Origin of the sequence: Salinimicrobium sp. WS361 (assembly GCF_050750585.1) — a bacterium.
Classification (GTDB): domain Bacteria; phylum Bacteroidota; class Bacteroidia; order Flavobacteriales; family Flavobacteriaceae; genus Salinimicrobium.
Genome location: NZ_JBOJLM010000005.1, coordinates 157,242 through 171,689, shown reverse-complemented (window position 1 = coordinate 171,689; position 14,448 = coordinate 157,242). Strand labels below are relative to the sequence as shown.

At 41.9% G+C, this 14,448-nt stretch carries 15 protein-coding genes; 6 read left to right on the top strand and 9 right to left on the bottom strand.

Features of this window, described 5'->3' with window-relative positions:
- Window positions 1-3 precede the first annotated feature (3 nt).
- The 5 genes from ACQ93I_RS06805 to ACQ93I_RS06785 all read right to left on the bottom strand — a co-directional run bounded on the left by ACQ93I_RS06805 (window position 4) and on the right by ACQ93I_RS06785 (window position 3,886).
- Window positions 4-1,212, bottom strand: a complete 1,209-nt coding sequence (locus tag ACQ93I_RS06805; RefSeq protein WP_431697803.1) for an MFS transporter — start codon at window positions 1,210-1,212, stop codon at window positions 4-6.
- A 41-nt stretch (window positions 1,213-1,253) separates the two neighbouring features.
- Window positions 1,254-1,502, bottom strand: coding sequence for a YgaP family membrane protein (locus tag ACQ93I_RS06800; protein WP_431697802.1), 249 nt, complete (start codon window positions 1,500-1,502; stop codon window positions 1,254-1,256).
- A gap of 215 nt (window positions 1,503-1,717) precedes the next feature.
- Entirely contained in the window at window positions 1,718-3,205 is a 1,488-nt protein-coding gene (locus tag ACQ93I_RS06795; protein WP_431697801.1) for an SDR family oxidoreductase, read from the bottom strand.
- 151 nt (window positions 3,206-3,356) lie between these two features.
- Window positions 3,357-3,734, bottom strand: coding sequence for a methylglyoxal synthase (locus tag ACQ93I_RS06790; RefSeq protein ID WP_266070625.1), 378 nt, complete (start codon window positions 3,732-3,734; stop codon window positions 3,357-3,359).
- Window positions 3,731-3,886, bottom strand: a complete 156-nt coding sequence (locus tag ACQ93I_RS06785; protein ID WP_431697800.1) for a hypothetical protein — start codon at window positions 3,884-3,886, stop codon at window positions 3,731-3,733. Before ACQ93I_RS06785 ends, ACQ93I_RS06790 begins: the two co-directional genes overlap by 4 nt.
- A 138-nt stretch (window positions 3,887-4,024) precedes the next feature.
- On the opposite strand from ACQ93I_RS06785, the gene ACQ93I_RS06780 reads away from it, so the two are divergent.
- Window positions 4,025-4,789, top strand: a complete 765-nt coding sequence (locus ACQ93I_RS06780; RefSeq protein ID WP_431697798.1) for a sterol desaturase family protein — start codon at window positions 4,025-4,027, stop codon at window positions 4,787-4,789.
- Here the strand turns inward: ACQ93I_RS06780 and ACQ93I_RS06775 are convergent, their stop codons facing one another.
- The 3 genes from ACQ93I_RS06775 to ACQ93I_RS06765 form a co-directional block, all read right to left on the bottom strand.
- The gene (locus ACQ93I_RS06775) at window positions 4,790-5,314 is read right to left on the bottom strand and encodes a hypothetical protein (protein ID WP_431697797.1); all 525 of its coding nucleotides are present in this window, start codon (window positions 5,312-5,314) and stop codon (window positions 4,790-4,792) included.
- Between the two features lie 104 nt (window positions 5,315-5,418).
- Window positions 5,419-6,675 carry a hypothetical protein gene (locus ACQ93I_RS06770; protein WP_431697796.1) on the bottom strand — a complete coding sequence of 419 codons (1,257 nt, stop codon included), beginning with the start codon at window positions 6,673-6,675 and terminating at the stop codon, window positions 5,419-5,421.
- Window positions 6,676-6,741: 66 nt separating this feature from the next.
- Window positions 6,742-8,610, bottom strand: coding sequence for a DUF389 domain-containing protein (locus ACQ93I_RS06765; protein WP_431697795.1), 1,869 nt, complete (start codon window positions 8,608-8,610; stop codon window positions 6,742-6,744).
- A 159-nt stretch (window positions 8,611-8,769) separates the two neighbouring features.
- Here ACQ93I_RS06765 and pyrR point away from each other — a divergent pair, with 159 nt between their 5' ends.
- From pyrR to ACQ93I_RS06740, 5 genes are all read left to right on the top strand, one after another.
- On the top strand, window positions 8,770-9,312 hold the full coding sequence (gene pyrR / locus ACQ93I_RS06760; RefSeq protein WP_266070632.1) for a bifunctional pyr operon transcriptional regulator/uracil phosphoribosyltransferase PyrR: 543 nt from the start codon (window positions 8,770-8,772) through the stop codon (window positions 9,310-9,312).
- 2 nt (window positions 9,313-9,314) lie between these two features.
- Window positions 9,315-10,241 carry an aspartate carbamoyltransferase catalytic subunit gene (locus tag ACQ93I_RS06755; protein ID WP_431697794.1) on the top strand — a complete coding sequence of 309 codons (927 nt, stop codon included), beginning with the start codon at window positions 9,315-9,317 and terminating at the stop codon, window positions 10,239-10,241.
- Between the two features lie 2 nt (window positions 10,242-10,243).
- Complete coding sequence (locus ACQ93I_RS06750; protein ID WP_431697793.1) at window positions 10,244-10,576, top strand: ribonuclease Z; 333 nt, start codon at window positions 10,244-10,246, stop codon at window positions 10,574-10,576.
- A 28-nt stretch (window positions 10,577-10,604) separates the two neighbouring features.
- Window positions 10,605-11,513, top strand: a complete 909-nt coding sequence (locus ACQ93I_RS06745; RefSeq protein WP_431697792.1) for a ribonuclease Z — start codon at window positions 10,605-10,607, stop codon at window positions 11,511-11,513.
- A 174-nt stretch (window positions 11,514-11,687) separates the two neighbouring features.
- The gene (locus tag ACQ93I_RS06740) at window positions 11,688-12,188 is read left to right on the top strand and encodes a CAP domain-containing protein (RefSeq protein ID WP_431697791.1); all 501 of its coding nucleotides are present in this window, start codon (window positions 11,688-11,690) and stop codon (window positions 12,186-12,188) included.
- Window positions 12,189-12,557: 369 nt separating this feature from the next.
- On the opposite strand, the gene ACQ93I_RS06735 is transcribed toward ACQ93I_RS06740, so the two are convergent.
- Entirely contained in the window at window positions 12,558-14,369 is a 1,812-nt protein-coding gene (locus ACQ93I_RS06735) for an OmpA family protein (RefSeq protein ID WP_431697790.1), read from the bottom strand.
- Between the last annotated feature and the right edge of the window lie 79 nt (window positions 14,370-14,448).

Below are 14,448 nucleotides of genomic sequence, written 5' to 3'. Positions count from 1 at the left end.
AATTTAAACTTTTTCGGGGGAAATTGTAGGCAATTGATTTCTTCTTTTTCTGAAAAGGACCAGCAGGCCCAGAAGAGGCCCGGGAGCTAAAAATAACAGCAGATAAACCGGATCGAGCACTTCAAGCAAAAAACTTATCAGTTCAATGCTTACAATGGTAATGGCAAAACCGATGCAATTCACCACTGTCAATGCCGTGCCCCGTCCTTTGGAAGGCGCATGTTTTGCGACAAGGGTAGAAAATAAAGGAGAATCGGCCACTACCACCATGCCCCAGAAGAGCAGAAAAATAATAAAGAACGTTTCTGAAGTTTGCAGAAACATAAGGGGAGAAATGATACAACACGCAGCCGAAAGTAGTAAAGCACCTGCAGCACTTCTCTTAGTGCCCCAACTTTGAGAAAGGAGACCAATGACCGCACAGACAAGTCCGCCGGAACCAATGATGAAAAAAGAAAGTAATGGAACGTTGAAGTTGCTGTGAGGGTGCAGTACGCTGTATACTTTGAGTACCACAGGAACAAAGGCCCAGAAGGCGTATAATTCCCACATGTGTCCAAAATAGCCAAATGCCGCTGCCCTGAACTTCGGAATATTAAAAACCCTTAGCATGGCTGAAAAATCCTTTTGTAACATTGGTCTACGGTAAGGGCCATCCTGCACGAGCAGGAAAATAAGGCTCCCTCCCAAAAATGCCAGAAATGAAGTAGTAACGAGAACGCTTTTCCATGGTAAACCCTGCAGCCCCATTACTGCCATAAGTAAATGCGGGAGAGCTGTTCCAAGAACCAGGGCTCCCACCAGGAAACCGAGTGATTTACCAAGGCCTTCACGATAATAATCGGATGCGATCTTCATTCCCACAGGGTAAATTCCTGCGAGGGAAAATCCTGTAAGAAACCTAAGCATTAGCAAACTGCCGGAGCTGTTGCTTTCCACAAGTATCCCCAGGTTAAATAAGGCGCCAAAAATGGCAGAATAGAAGAACACTTTTGAAGGAGAAAACCTGTCTGCAATTCCCAGGAAGGCAAAAGCCAGGGTGCCGGTAATAAAACCGAATTGTACTGCCGATGTAAGATGCCCGAGTGCGGCAGGATCGAGATCAAAGGTCTGGATGAGATCGTTCATCACGCCATTGCCTGCAAACCACAGGGAGGTGCAGCAAAATTGTGCAAATACAATGACCGGTAAGGTTAGCCGCGATGAGCCCATTCAGGAATTATCTACAGCTAAGAAACGAAAACTCTCTTAGATTAAATGAGGGCTTCTTTGATCTTTTTAATCGGACTTTTTTTCTTCTCCCTGGTGTCAACGCCAAGAAATTCGTTTACCGGGCATACCCTGGTGATAGAACTTTCGGCAATCAAAGTTCCTGTGACTATGGCCGCAAGACCTGCAAGTTTTCCCTTGTTTCCGCCAAGTGCAAAAAAGCCTATTCCCATAAGGGCAGGGCCTGCAATACTTCTAATGAGCTGATCTTTTTTACCTACATTTTCTTTCATAATTCTTTTTTTCTGATTTTCTATTTAAGATAACGTAAACCTGCTACTTTTCCAAGTTTTGGAGCACCTAAGTTCAGGGGGAATTCCGATTTTTAAAGACTTCAGGGAAGTGTAATCTTCAAACTGAAATGAAAAACTTCAGTTGAAGCTGACTTTTTCCGAAGTAAAGTTTTTCAAAAATGACATTTCAGAAAGAAATTTTTGTGACCGGGTTTCTAAAGTTTTTGTTCGGGATATTTTGTTTTTTCCTCTAAGTCTTTATCGATAAAATTCACCAGGTTACCAGCCATACCTTCAAAAACAAAAAAGTGGAAGGGAAGCACGGTGTACCAATAGAGGCGACCTGCAAGGCCATTGGGACGGAATGTAGCAGTTTGTTGCAGAAAATGTTCCCCATTTCTTTCGGTGATCTTAAACTCCAGCCATGCTTCGCCGGGTAATTTCATTTCGGCATATAGCAACAAGCGGCGGTTCTTTTCATCGGCTGCAAGTACCCGCCAAAAATCTAAAGTGTCGCCGGTGTTGATATGGAATGGATGTGTGCGCCCGCGCCTAAGGCCCACGCCACCCACCATTTTATCCATAAAACCTCTTATTTTCCATAACCTGCTGCCGTAATACCAGCCGCGTTTTCCGCCAATCGCCCAGATATTTTTTAGAACTGTATCGGGATCACCTGTGATCTTCTTTTCCCGGTATTCTTTAAAGCAACCATCGGTAGGAACATTGATATGCTCCAGTAGCGAATTGTCTGAATAACTGGAGGCCAGCGAATCTTTCCAGCTGGAGATAACGCTGTTTTGCTCAATTTTTTGGAAAGCCAGCGCTACAGCCTCTTTATACGGAATGGATTTTATTCCCAGCATCTTTTCAAGATCATTGTCCCTGGCAATGACCTCAATTTTCATACTGTCCACCAGGTTTATGGCGAGTTTATAAGAAGTTGACGTAACAAAATACAGCCAGTAGGAGGAAAGGCGGGGAGTCATTACGGGAACTGTAATGATCTTGCGTTTAAAGCCTCTAACATCTGCAAACTGCAACATCATTTCTTTATAGGTCAGCACATCGGGCCCACCAATGTCGAAAGCTTTGTTGAAAGTGTCTTTCCGCAGAAGGACCCCTTCTAAATACTCCAGTACATTTCTTATAGCGATTGGCTGACTCTTTGTGGTGACCCACTTAGGAGTGATCATTACCGGCAGTTTTTCAACCAAATCACGCATGATCTCAAAGGAAGCACTACCCGAACCAACAATAATTCCGGCTTTAAGAGCCGTGAGTGGCACACTGCTTTTGCCAAGGATCTCTTCTACGTTTTGGCGGGAAGAAAGATGTTTGGAAAGTTCTTCTTCATTAGTGATCCCGGTGAGGTAGAGGATCTGTTTTACCGAAGTTGGCTCCACAAGCTTTAAAAAATTGTGGGCCGAAGCAGCTTCCATTTCTGCAAAATCTCCGGTACCTGCACTCATAGAGTGGATGAGGTAATAAGCAGCATCAATATCCTTTATGATTTCCGATGAAGGCAGCGGCTTCAAGAAATCTACTTCGAGCAGAGAAATCCTGTCGTGTGCATATATACCGTCGGTAGGAAACCTGTTCCTGTCCCTAACGCAACACACCACCTCGTGGCCGCGGGAAAGCAGTATAGGAAGGAGGCGCTTTCCAATATATCCTGTGGCGCCGGTAAGGAGGATTTTCATAGCTTCAGCTTAATTTTTACTGAAGATATGAAAAGATAAGCAAAAGCGCTTTTTAGATCTGTTTCAATTCTTTAGAAGACCTACATGCACCAGGAGAGAACAACCGGTGGGGTGCCAAAAATGGCATTTTTCTTCCCTGATTTTTTCAGATCTATTCTTCCTGATCTCTTTCGTCAAGAATCAGTAAGTCGGCCGATGCCCGGTTTAGTGCGATTGGGATATTGTTGATCACTGCAGTCCTTATGAGGGTCTGGATGTCATGTTCGTGACCGTGGGGAGTTTCGGCATCAATAAAAAAGATGATCATGTGCACTTCCCCCTGAAGTATCTTAGCTGCCAGGAGAATGTCGCCGCCGCTGGGGCCGTGGCCAAAACCCTTTACTTCAATGTCGAGCATTTCACTAAGTAGTTTTGAAGTGTTGGAAGTGCCTATGAGTTTGTATTTTAAGAGCGCTTCACGATGTACTTTGGCCCAGTTAAGCAGGTCTGTTTTGCGGCTGTTGTGGGCAATTAATGCAATGGTTTTCATGTTGTTGGTTTAGTTTTATCAATAAAAAATTCAAGGGTATAATGAGCATATTCCGGTTGGTTAATGCCTTCGGAATAAAATATATTTTCTGGCTGATTGTATTTCCGGGTATATGCAATGAATTCTGAAGGGAATTCGGTTGATGTTGCCATTTATAGTGCTTGATGTATGTAAAATTAAAGAATAAAGGTTAAGCAAAGATGAAGGACTGCTGAAAATATCGGGAAACTTAAAAATAGCTTCGGAATATTTTGACAGGAATTTAAGATTGTAATTAGTATTTTAGGGCCATGACTGAAATACTTGTACCTGAAACAAATACCCCAGGAATTCTTTTGGTTTATACAGCAATCTTCTTTTTTGCAATCCTCTTCAGGTATTTCGTGGCAGCAGGGATCTTTTACTACTATTATTACATCAAAAACTTTAAGAAATATGATGAAAGAAGGTTAAGTAAAAGGCTGGCTAATAAAAAGCAGCTAAAAAAGGAGATTGTTTGGAGTATAAAATCATCTGCGATTTTTGCCCTGGTGGGGGCGGCTACCTACTGGCTGTGGCTAAAGGGACATACCGCTGTTTACCTGGAACCGCATCTTTATGGCTACTGGTATTTGCCGGTGAGTCTTTTAGCCATTTTACTCATTCATGAGACCTATTACTACTGGGTGCACCGCTGGATGCATCATCCCAAAGTCTTTAGGATTGTGCATAAAGTTCACCACGATAGTCGTATTCCTACCCCCTGGACGGCTTTTTCCTTTCATCCGTGGGAGAGTTTGATCGAAGCACTTATCCTGCCATTGATCCTTATCTTTTTACCTGTGAATATCTATGTTTTGGGTTTTTACCTTTTGGTCATGACAGTGAGTAGCGTAGTGAATCATCTTGATATAGAGATCTATCCGCTGTGGTTCCAAAAAAGCCGTTTTGGGAAACTATTTATTGGTGCCACCCATCACCACCATCACCACACCGAATTTATGACCAATTACGGACTTTATTTCACGTTTTGGGATAAAGTAATGGCTACTGAGAGCCGTAAAATGAAATCCTGATTACTTCAGCCTCTTAAAAATCTTTTTTTCTGAAAAAAGGTTTTTTCGCAGGAGCTGTCGAAACTCTTTATCTGTTGGTGCAAGTAGATAGTATTCGAATTTACCATCTTCAGAAGTTATTTCTCTAACAGGTCTGGATTCTTGTACCTCCACTATGAGTTGCTCAGATTCTGAAGTTAAATTGGCGCAGTGGGTAACAATCTTATTTCTGGAAGCCTTAAAAGGAAAAACATTCCAGTTATCCTTATCATAAAGGTTTAAAATATAACTGCTATTCATTTTCTTTAGCACAGTTTGTGGCTTAGAAAGGTCTCCGTCAACACCTACTTCTGTACCTCCGGAATATCGAAAATAATTCTTTTCAATAAAAAGTGTGTCTTCATTATTTGAAACAAATATGCCATGCATTTTTGAAGGAAATTCTGAAATTGAAGGAGCAGTAGATGGTTGTGGACTTTCAAATTTTACGGCTGTACATGATGAAAGAAATAAAGCCATGATCGTAAAGAGGATCAGCTTTTTCATGGGGAGAGAATTTAGAAATATGAGGTATAAATTTACTGATTAAAAAAAAGGTGGGGTAGATATTAAGTACTTTTTTACTGTAAATTTTACATTTATATACCTGGCTACCTACATTCAAAACACTCTTGCAAGTTTGCAGGTAGTTCTAAATCTTCACTTCCCTTTAAGGGTGCTGAAAGAAATTCCTTTTTATTGATCTCCTCATGAAATTCTATGGCATATTCCTGCAGTTTGTCCCGGCGATGTTTCAGTTTTGAAGCTATTTCATTGCCATTGAGTTGCACCAGGCTTGGGGGCCAGGCTTCAAGCGCTTTATTGATTTCAGTGTCTGTTAAGTGTTGTTGCAGGTATTGCGCTTCCTCTATGAAAATCTGCCGGGGCACATCTTTCAGGAAGTAAACATCAAAAGGATAAACAAATCCAGGTATATGATCAATATCCTTCTCAAAAGGCCTTACCATGGGCTGTACCAAGTGATTGGTGAGGATGGTGGGAATAACACCATCAATTCTGAAAAAAGCATTATCTCTGTCTCCGGGCAACGGAATTGCCACTTTATTTTGCCCCTGTTGTTGTATAACCCAGCCCCACTGTTTTGTATGCCTGTCCCAATCGCCAATCAGGAGGTCGAAAAGCCGTGACCGCACCAGTTTTTGGCGGTCAATGTGCAGAGCCTCCTTCAGGTTAATCTTCATTTCCTGGAGTTCATCGGTCTCCACGATTTGGTCTACGTTACTGTAAGAGGTCCAATTAACTTTACCTTCGGTTTCATATTCGCGCAGGAACAGGCGATTTCCATATTTTTCGGAATATTTTCCCATCGCATCGTGCCGTGGCACGTAGACTATTTTGGGGTGGGTATGGAGAATGTCGGCAGCATCGGCAAGAGCGGCTGCAAGAACAGCTCCATAAGGATGTTGTGCAGAAATGCCGTCTACCACAATGTTTTCTAGGCCCAGGGTTTTTGCAACTTCTGGAATTAAAGGGGAAGGGTCTTTGTTGATACTGCGTAGACTATAAAGAGCGCCGTCTTCACCTACAATTTTAAGAGACTTTGTTTGATTACCGCCGCCTTCTTCCCGGATTGTAAAAGAATCAAGAAGAAAAATTTCGGCCTGTACCGGGGCCTCCCAGGCCTCGCGGTAGTTATCGCCTTGCATAAAACGCTTCAGGGCGTTGGCTTCGAAACGATTAGTCGCTATTACCGTCACCCTGTCTCCGTCCTGAAACCCGCCCGATGAAACTTCGGAAGACCGGACTTTCGAAATAAATAATTCGGAAGGACCTACTGAAATAGACCAGTAGGTAAGGCCAAGAAATACAAGGAGAAGGATTAGCAGTGCAAGTAAAAATTTTTTCATCTCAATTTTCTTCTGCGAAGAAAGTTTTATGCCACCTCAACTGGTGGTTAAGTTCATTATCAAAGATTAAAATTCCATGGCCGAAACTACCTCGAGTCTTACAGGCTGGTCTATTTTCTTTTCTATTTCCTTTTTAACTTCCTGTATACGTTGAGGGGCAATATTTTGCGGGCCTACCAGCCGCAGTGACACTACCATGGGCGTACCAAATCTTATGCGCACATCTCTCAAAACCACATTCTGAATTGTTGCGCCTTCAAGAGCACGGGTGATATTGGCCTCTTGCATAATCCTGTCAAAAGAAAGGGTGAGGGGCACAGCCACCAGAACCACGATGACGAGGGTATAAACGAGTCCCATTTTTGCCCTTTTAAAGGGGGCAAAGCCCAGAAATAGGAAAGTGAGGCCTCCAAACAATATAATGCCTGCAAGGTTTGTGGCATATAATAAAATTGCACCCGAAAATACTTCCCAATCCCACCAGCCAATACCAATCCCTGCTACCGCAAGTGGCGGAACTAACGCAACAGCAATGGCTACTCCTGCCAGGCTTTTTGCAATGCCTTCATTGGCGTGGGCATAAGCTGCCGCAATACCCGATGATACTGCAATCCCCATGTCAAGTAAAGTGGGGGAGAGCCTGGCTTCAATTTCGGGGGTGAGTACTTTAAGAGGGATCACAAGGCTTACTCCCGCAGCAAAAGCGAGCGAAACCAGCGTGCCGGCGGTAATGGTGACAAAACTTTCCTTTAACATAGGTATATCATAACGCACCATTCCCATAGAAAAGGAGACAATAGGCGAAATTACCGGTGCCAGTATCATGGCGCCAATAATTACCGGTGAGGAATTGCCAAAAAGCCCAAAAGTTGCAATAAGGGTAGATAAGATCATCATCACCATAAAAGAGGTGCTTATTGTCGAGTTGTTTCTAAGTACCTTAAACAGGTCCTGGAATTGCTCTGTACTGGCACGGGGCAGGATTGGCAGGCTCCTTTTAATGAGTTCCTTTCGGGTTTCCCCTGTTGGCAGTCCTTCAATTTTTATACTTTTTCTTCCGTTTTCCTTTTCGGTTTTATCACTGTAAACACTTTGCTGTTTAAGAATAAGCGTTTGTTTAAGAACTTCAATATTGAGTTCTTCAGCTTGTTTTTTCTCTCCATCAATGGTGTAATCAACGGGTTCTTTCCCGGCCACCTGCAGGTTTGAGGTTTTTATTTTTCCGATGAAAGAAGGGAGCTTGGTGAGCGTCTTTTTGCTAGGCACAAGGCTTCTAAGGAAGAACCACAACAATACCATAAGGTTTTGCGGTGCAAGTACGAAAGCCTGAAAAGCCCCGTCGTTTATAGAGCTTTCCTCCAGCAGGCGTTTTGAAATTAGAGAACTCGATGCATGTTCTACTACAATAATTCCTAAAGCAGAGGTGTGAATTACCTTTTCTCCGTCTGTACTTATTTGATAGGAATGGTGAGAAAGCGAGGAAGCTTTGCGAATATTCCGAATAATATTCACCACCTCCTGAAAAAAGTTCTTTTTGCCGTGCCTTTGGGAAAGTAAAAAGATGTCTCCAATATTTATGGAGCTAAAAACCGGTATATCGTTACAAAACAGAAGGTCAATATGATAAGGTTTATCGCACTCGGTAAATTGAGTGATCACGTCTTCAATATCTTCTGAAACTCCCAGCCCTTTTGAGGTGAATTTATTTTCGGGATGAGGTAAGATGGCAATGGGCCATTTGTTTTTTGCTGCCACGGGAATGATCTCTCTCAATGCAGAATCGGGCAAAAAGAGGAGAAGGCATGAATCTGCGTCAATATCAAATTCTTTGTCCAGCGGAAAAGACACCGGTTCATATTCAATGTTCTTTAAAACCGGGAGGATATTTTCCTCTACAGATTCTTTTTCCTGGGATTCGTGTAAGAGGTAGAGCATTAAATTTTTACTGCAAGATAAACTTTAATTTGCCTATTTCTGAAGAAGGAAATTATAAAAAACTCTTTATTTATAGGTGTAGCCTAAATTTTATTTGATCCTTGCAGATGCAGTTCTCACAAAAAAAATCATACTTTTGTTATGTTAACTTCAGTTATTATGAGCCAAAAAGTGTTGCTTGCTTCAAAAGAAATGAACATCATTTTACAACGTTTGGCCTGCCAGTTGATTGAAAATCACGATACCTTCAAAGATTCGGTGATCATTGGTATACAACCACGGGGTGCTTTTCTCGCAAACCGCATCTATAAGATCCTTAGGGAAGACTATGGTATTACCACGATTAAGATGGGGCAGCTGGATATCACTTTTTACCGGGATGATTTCAGAAGAAGCGATAAACCTCTTGAGGCCAATAAAACCCATATAGATTTTGTAGTAGAAGATAAGCGGGTGATCTTTGTGGATGACGTGCTTTATACCGGAAGGAGCATTAGGGCGGCACTTACCGCGGTGCAATCTTTTGGAAGGCCACGTGAAATTGAGCTTCTTACGCTCATAGACCGCAGGTTTAGCAGGCATTTGCCCATTCAGCCCGATTATAACGGGAGACAGGTAGATGCTATAAATGAGGAAAAAGTTAAAGTGAACTGGAAAGAGAATGAAGGGGAAGATGCCGTATACCTTATTAGTAAATTATAAACATGAGTGAACTAAGTGTTAAGCATTTACTGGGGATAAAATACCTGAATAAAGAAGATATTGACCTCATATTTGAAACCGCCGATCATTTCAAGGAGGTGATCAACAGGCCCATCAAGAAAGTACCTTCCCTTCGTGATATTACCATAGCCAATTTATTTTTTGAGAATAGTACCCGAACCCGGCTTTCTTTTGAGCTGGCCGAAAAAAGGCTGAGTGCCGATGTGGTAAATTTCTCGGCGGCCTCTTCTTCAGTAAAAAAAGGAGAAACCCTTATAGATACTGTGAATAATATCCTGTCTATGAAGGTAGACATGGTAGTGATGCGGCATCCCAATCCCGGGGCAGGAATTTTTCTGTCCAAACATGTTAATGCCAGTATTATCAATGCCGGGGATGGAGCACATGAACATCCTACCCAGGCTTTGCTGGACAGCTATTCCATTCGTGAAAGGCTTGGCGAAGTACAGGGTAAAAAAGTTGTGATAGTAGGTGATATTCTGCACAGCAGGGTAGCCTTATCAAATATTCTGGCGTTGAAATTACAGGGCGCCCAGGTAAAAGTTTGCGGCCCTTACACCTTACTTCCTAAATATATAAGTTCGTTAGGGGTAGAGGTGGAGCCAAACCTGCGCAAGGCTCTCGAATGGTGCGACGTTGCAAATATGCTGCGGGTACAAAATGAAAGAATGGATATAAGCTACTTCCCCAGTACCCGGGAATACGTGCAGTTGTTCGGATTAAATAAAGAACTCCTCGATTCCCTTGGTAAGAAGATCGTGATAATGCATCCCGGCCCAATCAACAGGGGAGTGGAGATAACCAGTGACGTGGCAGATTCCGATCAGGCTATTATCCTTGATCAGGTGCAAAATGGAGTGGCTATTAGAATGGCAGTGATCTATCTCCTTGCGTCAAAAATTAAATAGTTATGAAAGTAACAGAAAAGGAGAGTTACAAAATATTTGAAGACGAAAAAGATGATGTGACCCGGTTTGCCGCATTTTTGGAAAGTATTCATCCAAAATTTAAGGATGACAATGTGGTGATAGATATCTTAAAATATGGAGAGTTGCAGCTTGATGAACTCCTAAAGTTCCTGGAGCTTTCAAATAGACATAGAGAGGGAAACAGGTCTTTTGTTATCGCAAACGATACGATTAACATAGACCAGGTGCCCGAGGAACTGCTGGTAGTGCCCACCCTCACAGAAGCCGAAGATATTATACAAATGGAAGAGATTGAAAGAGACCTGGGATTCTAGGTCTTTTTAATTTTAAAGACCCCGAGACATGAAATTGACCGTGCTGGGCTGTTATGCGGCTACACCAAGAACTTTTACAAATCCTACCTCCCAGGTGCTGGAGATCAACAATGAAGTTTTTCTTATTGATTGCGGAGAAGGTACTCAGGTGGAATTGCGCCGGCACAAGATCAAGTTTGGAAAGATAAAACACGTTTTTATTTCCCATCTTCACGGCGATCATTTTTATGGTTTGATTGGTCTAATTTCAACTTTTATGTTGTTGAACAGGAAGACCGAACTCCATATCTACGGCCCCAAGGGCATAAAGGAGATCGTGCTGCTGCAACTTAAATATGCTAACTCCTGGACCGGCTATCCGCTTTATTTTCATGAATTATCTTCTACCGGGCCTCAGGTAATTCTCAATACCCGAAAGGTTACTGTAGAGACCATTCCTTTAAAGCACCGCATTTACGCTAATGGGTACCTCTTTCGGGAAAAGCCAAAACCCAGAAAGTTGTTGATAGAGGAAGTTGAAAAGTACAATATTGATGTAGCATACTATAAAGGGATCAAAAAAGGAAAAGATGCCGTTCTTGATGATGGCCGAATCATTCCTAATGTTGAGTTAACCGAAGATCCCGAACCTCCCGAAAGTTATGCCTTTTGCAGTGATACCTCCTATACTCCCTCGCTGGCTGAGCAATTAGAAAATGTTACGGTGCTATACCACGAATCTACTTTTCTAGAGGAGCACGCATATCTTGCTGCGCCCATAGGCCATTCTACTGCACGAGAAGCAGCTGCCATTGCCAGGGCGGCTAAGGTTTCTCACCTCGTGCTGGGTCATTATTCCACCCGTTACGAATCTATAGAGGCTTTTAAAAAGGAAGCTAATGAAATTTTTGACAGCGTGCATCTTGCCGATGATGGCAAGGTTCTTCGCTTTGAATAGCTGTACTTCATCGACCTAATATGTCTTTTATCTACAGAGTTTTAGCGCTATTTTTGTAGGGCTAAGGATATCATTGTGTTAAATTTACCTTAATTTGTGTAGTTCATCGATTAAATGGTTTGTTAATCGGAAATAATTCTTAAATTTCCTATCCCAAACCTACTGACTACCATTATGAAGAATTTAACCTACTTGACATGGTTAATGGCCATTTGTACGATTACTCTTACGTCTTGTTCTAAAGAAAGTGTAGAAGAAGTAGAATCGGCCAACCTCACCACCAAACTCGCTCCTGTTAAATATTCCTCAATTGAACTTGATGTACTCGAGCTGGTCAACGCCTACAGGGAACAAAACGGATTGAGTAGTTTATTGTATCTGGATGAAGGCTCTCTCGAGGCCGCCGGTCATAATAAACATATGATTGAAGACGATGAGGTATGTCATCATTTCTTCGGAAGCAGGTATCAGGCACTTGTGAAATCGGTTAATGCGAAGGCTGTGAGTGAGAATGTGGGGTTTGGATATCGAACTGCCGAAGCTGTGGTGAATGCGTGGATTAAAAGTGACGGGCATCGTGAAAATCTCGAAGGCGACCACACTCATTTTGGAATCTCAGTAAAGGAAGGAAAAGACGGTAAATTTTATTTTACCAATATATTTGTAAGAAAGTAATAGTTAGATTTCGTAGCATAAATAATTTACGGTTAGTAAGAGAGCCTGTCTTAAATAAATTTTAAGACAGGCTCTTTTCTTTTTTACAGGCCGTCCTTAAGAGGTATTATCACCTTATAGTGATCATTCAAAACTTCCTTTTTTACATCGCATACAAGCCATTTACTTCTTCTGAAGAGGGTAGCGTTCAACCTGGATTTCATGTAGGTTTAATACAAGAAAAGAGGCTGTCAAAAAGCCTCTTTTTGTTATCCTTTCGGTCCTTTTAACTTCTGATGTTGTTTAAAAGAATCTGAAAATTACTTTCAGAATAACATTTTAGGAGCTTATAAGACAGCCTCTTTAATGGTTGGTTAGTTTGTGGGCGATCTATTCCATTTTAACCACTTTAAAAATGGATCTTCTGTTCAATTGGTGTTGAATTTCATTACAACTATTACAGTCTATCTCTGGCTGCTCTTCTCCATAACCTTTGTAGGTCACAATTCTTTCGGGAGCAATACCATTTTCAACAAGATAATCATAAGTTGCCTGGGCCCTTCTTTCTGCAAGGCGGCGGTTATATTCAAGTGATCCTCTCCTGTCTGTGTGTGAGCCAATTTCGATGACCAGTTCGGGATATTCATTCTTCATCAGGTTTACCAGCTTGTCCAGCTCTGTGGCAGCATCTGGGCGAATATTGTGCTTGTCAAAATCAAAATAGATCTTATTGATTTCAGCTAAATATTCCACATCATTAATGGGGGACAGCTCGATATCATGAACAAGTTCGGTTTGGTCATCCATCTCAAAAGTGTTTACTATACCCAATTTTTGGTCGTATTTAATATGTTTCGCTTCGATAGGATATTTAACATCTCTGCGAATCTCCATTTCATAATACCCAACACTGTCAGTCTTTAAAAAAGCTATTTGTTGCTCGTTTTCATCCATTAAGCGTACGGTTGCATCGGCAATAGGTTTCCCGTTTATAGAGTCAGTCACGGTTCCTTTTAGCACTAAAGGTGCCAACATACTCAGCTGGTAAATATCATCACTTCCCTTTCCTCCGGGTCTGTTGGAAGCCACAAATCCTTCAGAAATATCTTCGGAAGAAATTGTAAAAGAAAAATCATCGAGATTGCTGTTGATGGGTTCACCCAGATTGAAGATGTTTTCCTGATTTTGAAGATCTACTACAAAAACGTCCAGAAGGCCATAGCCTTTATGTCCATCAGAAGAAAAGTAGAGTTTGCCATCTTCAGCAGCGAAAGGAAAAACCTCATTTCCGGGAGTATTTATTTGTTCTCCAAGATTTTCTGGGGTTCCAAAAATGCCATTTTTGACACTGACTTTATAAAGATCCGATCCTCCAAATCCTTCAGGAGCTTCCGAAGCAAAATAAAGGGTTTGTCCGTCTTTCGAAAGGGCTGGATGGCCCACCGAATAATTGTTGTTATTAAACGGAAGCTCTTCAATGTTCGTCCATTGCCCGTTTTCCAAAGAAGCTTTGTAGATCTTAAGGTGATTAACACCTTCACTGTCTTTTTTGCCGTTTTTATTGTTGATGTAATTATTGCGGGTAAAGTACATGGTCTTTCCATCTTTTGAGATCACCAGCGGACCTTCATGTCTTACACTGTTCACTTCTCCGGAAAGCGATTCTAAAATGCCATTTTTGGAAGGTACCGTATAAATATCAAGGAAAGGTTCGCCGTTCCAGTCATAGATCTTCGGATTTTTAGCACCTTTGGCCCTGGCCGAAGTGAAATAGATGGTTCCGTTGCCTTTGTAAGCACCAAAATCACTGAATTCCGAATTAAATTCGACATTATTAAGTCTGAAGGTTTCCAGTCCCGGGTAAATTGCAATTTTCTCCTCGTTAAGGAGGTCTTCTACCAAATTCTCATTTTTTCCCTCTTCAAGGTACTTTTTGAGCCACTGCCTTGATTCATCATAACGCCGAACGCCGCGTAAAGCCTGGGCATATTTGTAATAATATTCAGGAGATACGTCGGGTTGCTCAACGACTTTAGCGTAAAGTGGCGCTGCATTTTCCGGATCCCTCAACAAAAAGTAACTATCGGCCAGTTTCCTTTGGTTGTGTTCAACCTTATAGTCCTTTTCCAGCAGATCTTTGTAAACATCTATGGCTTTCGCATAAGCGAAACTTTCATATAATCTGTCTGCTTTTTTTTGCATGCCCGATTGAGCCGAAAGGCACAGGGACTGACAGATTAAAAGGAGGAGTAAACAGTAGTTTTTTTTCATCATCCTGGTA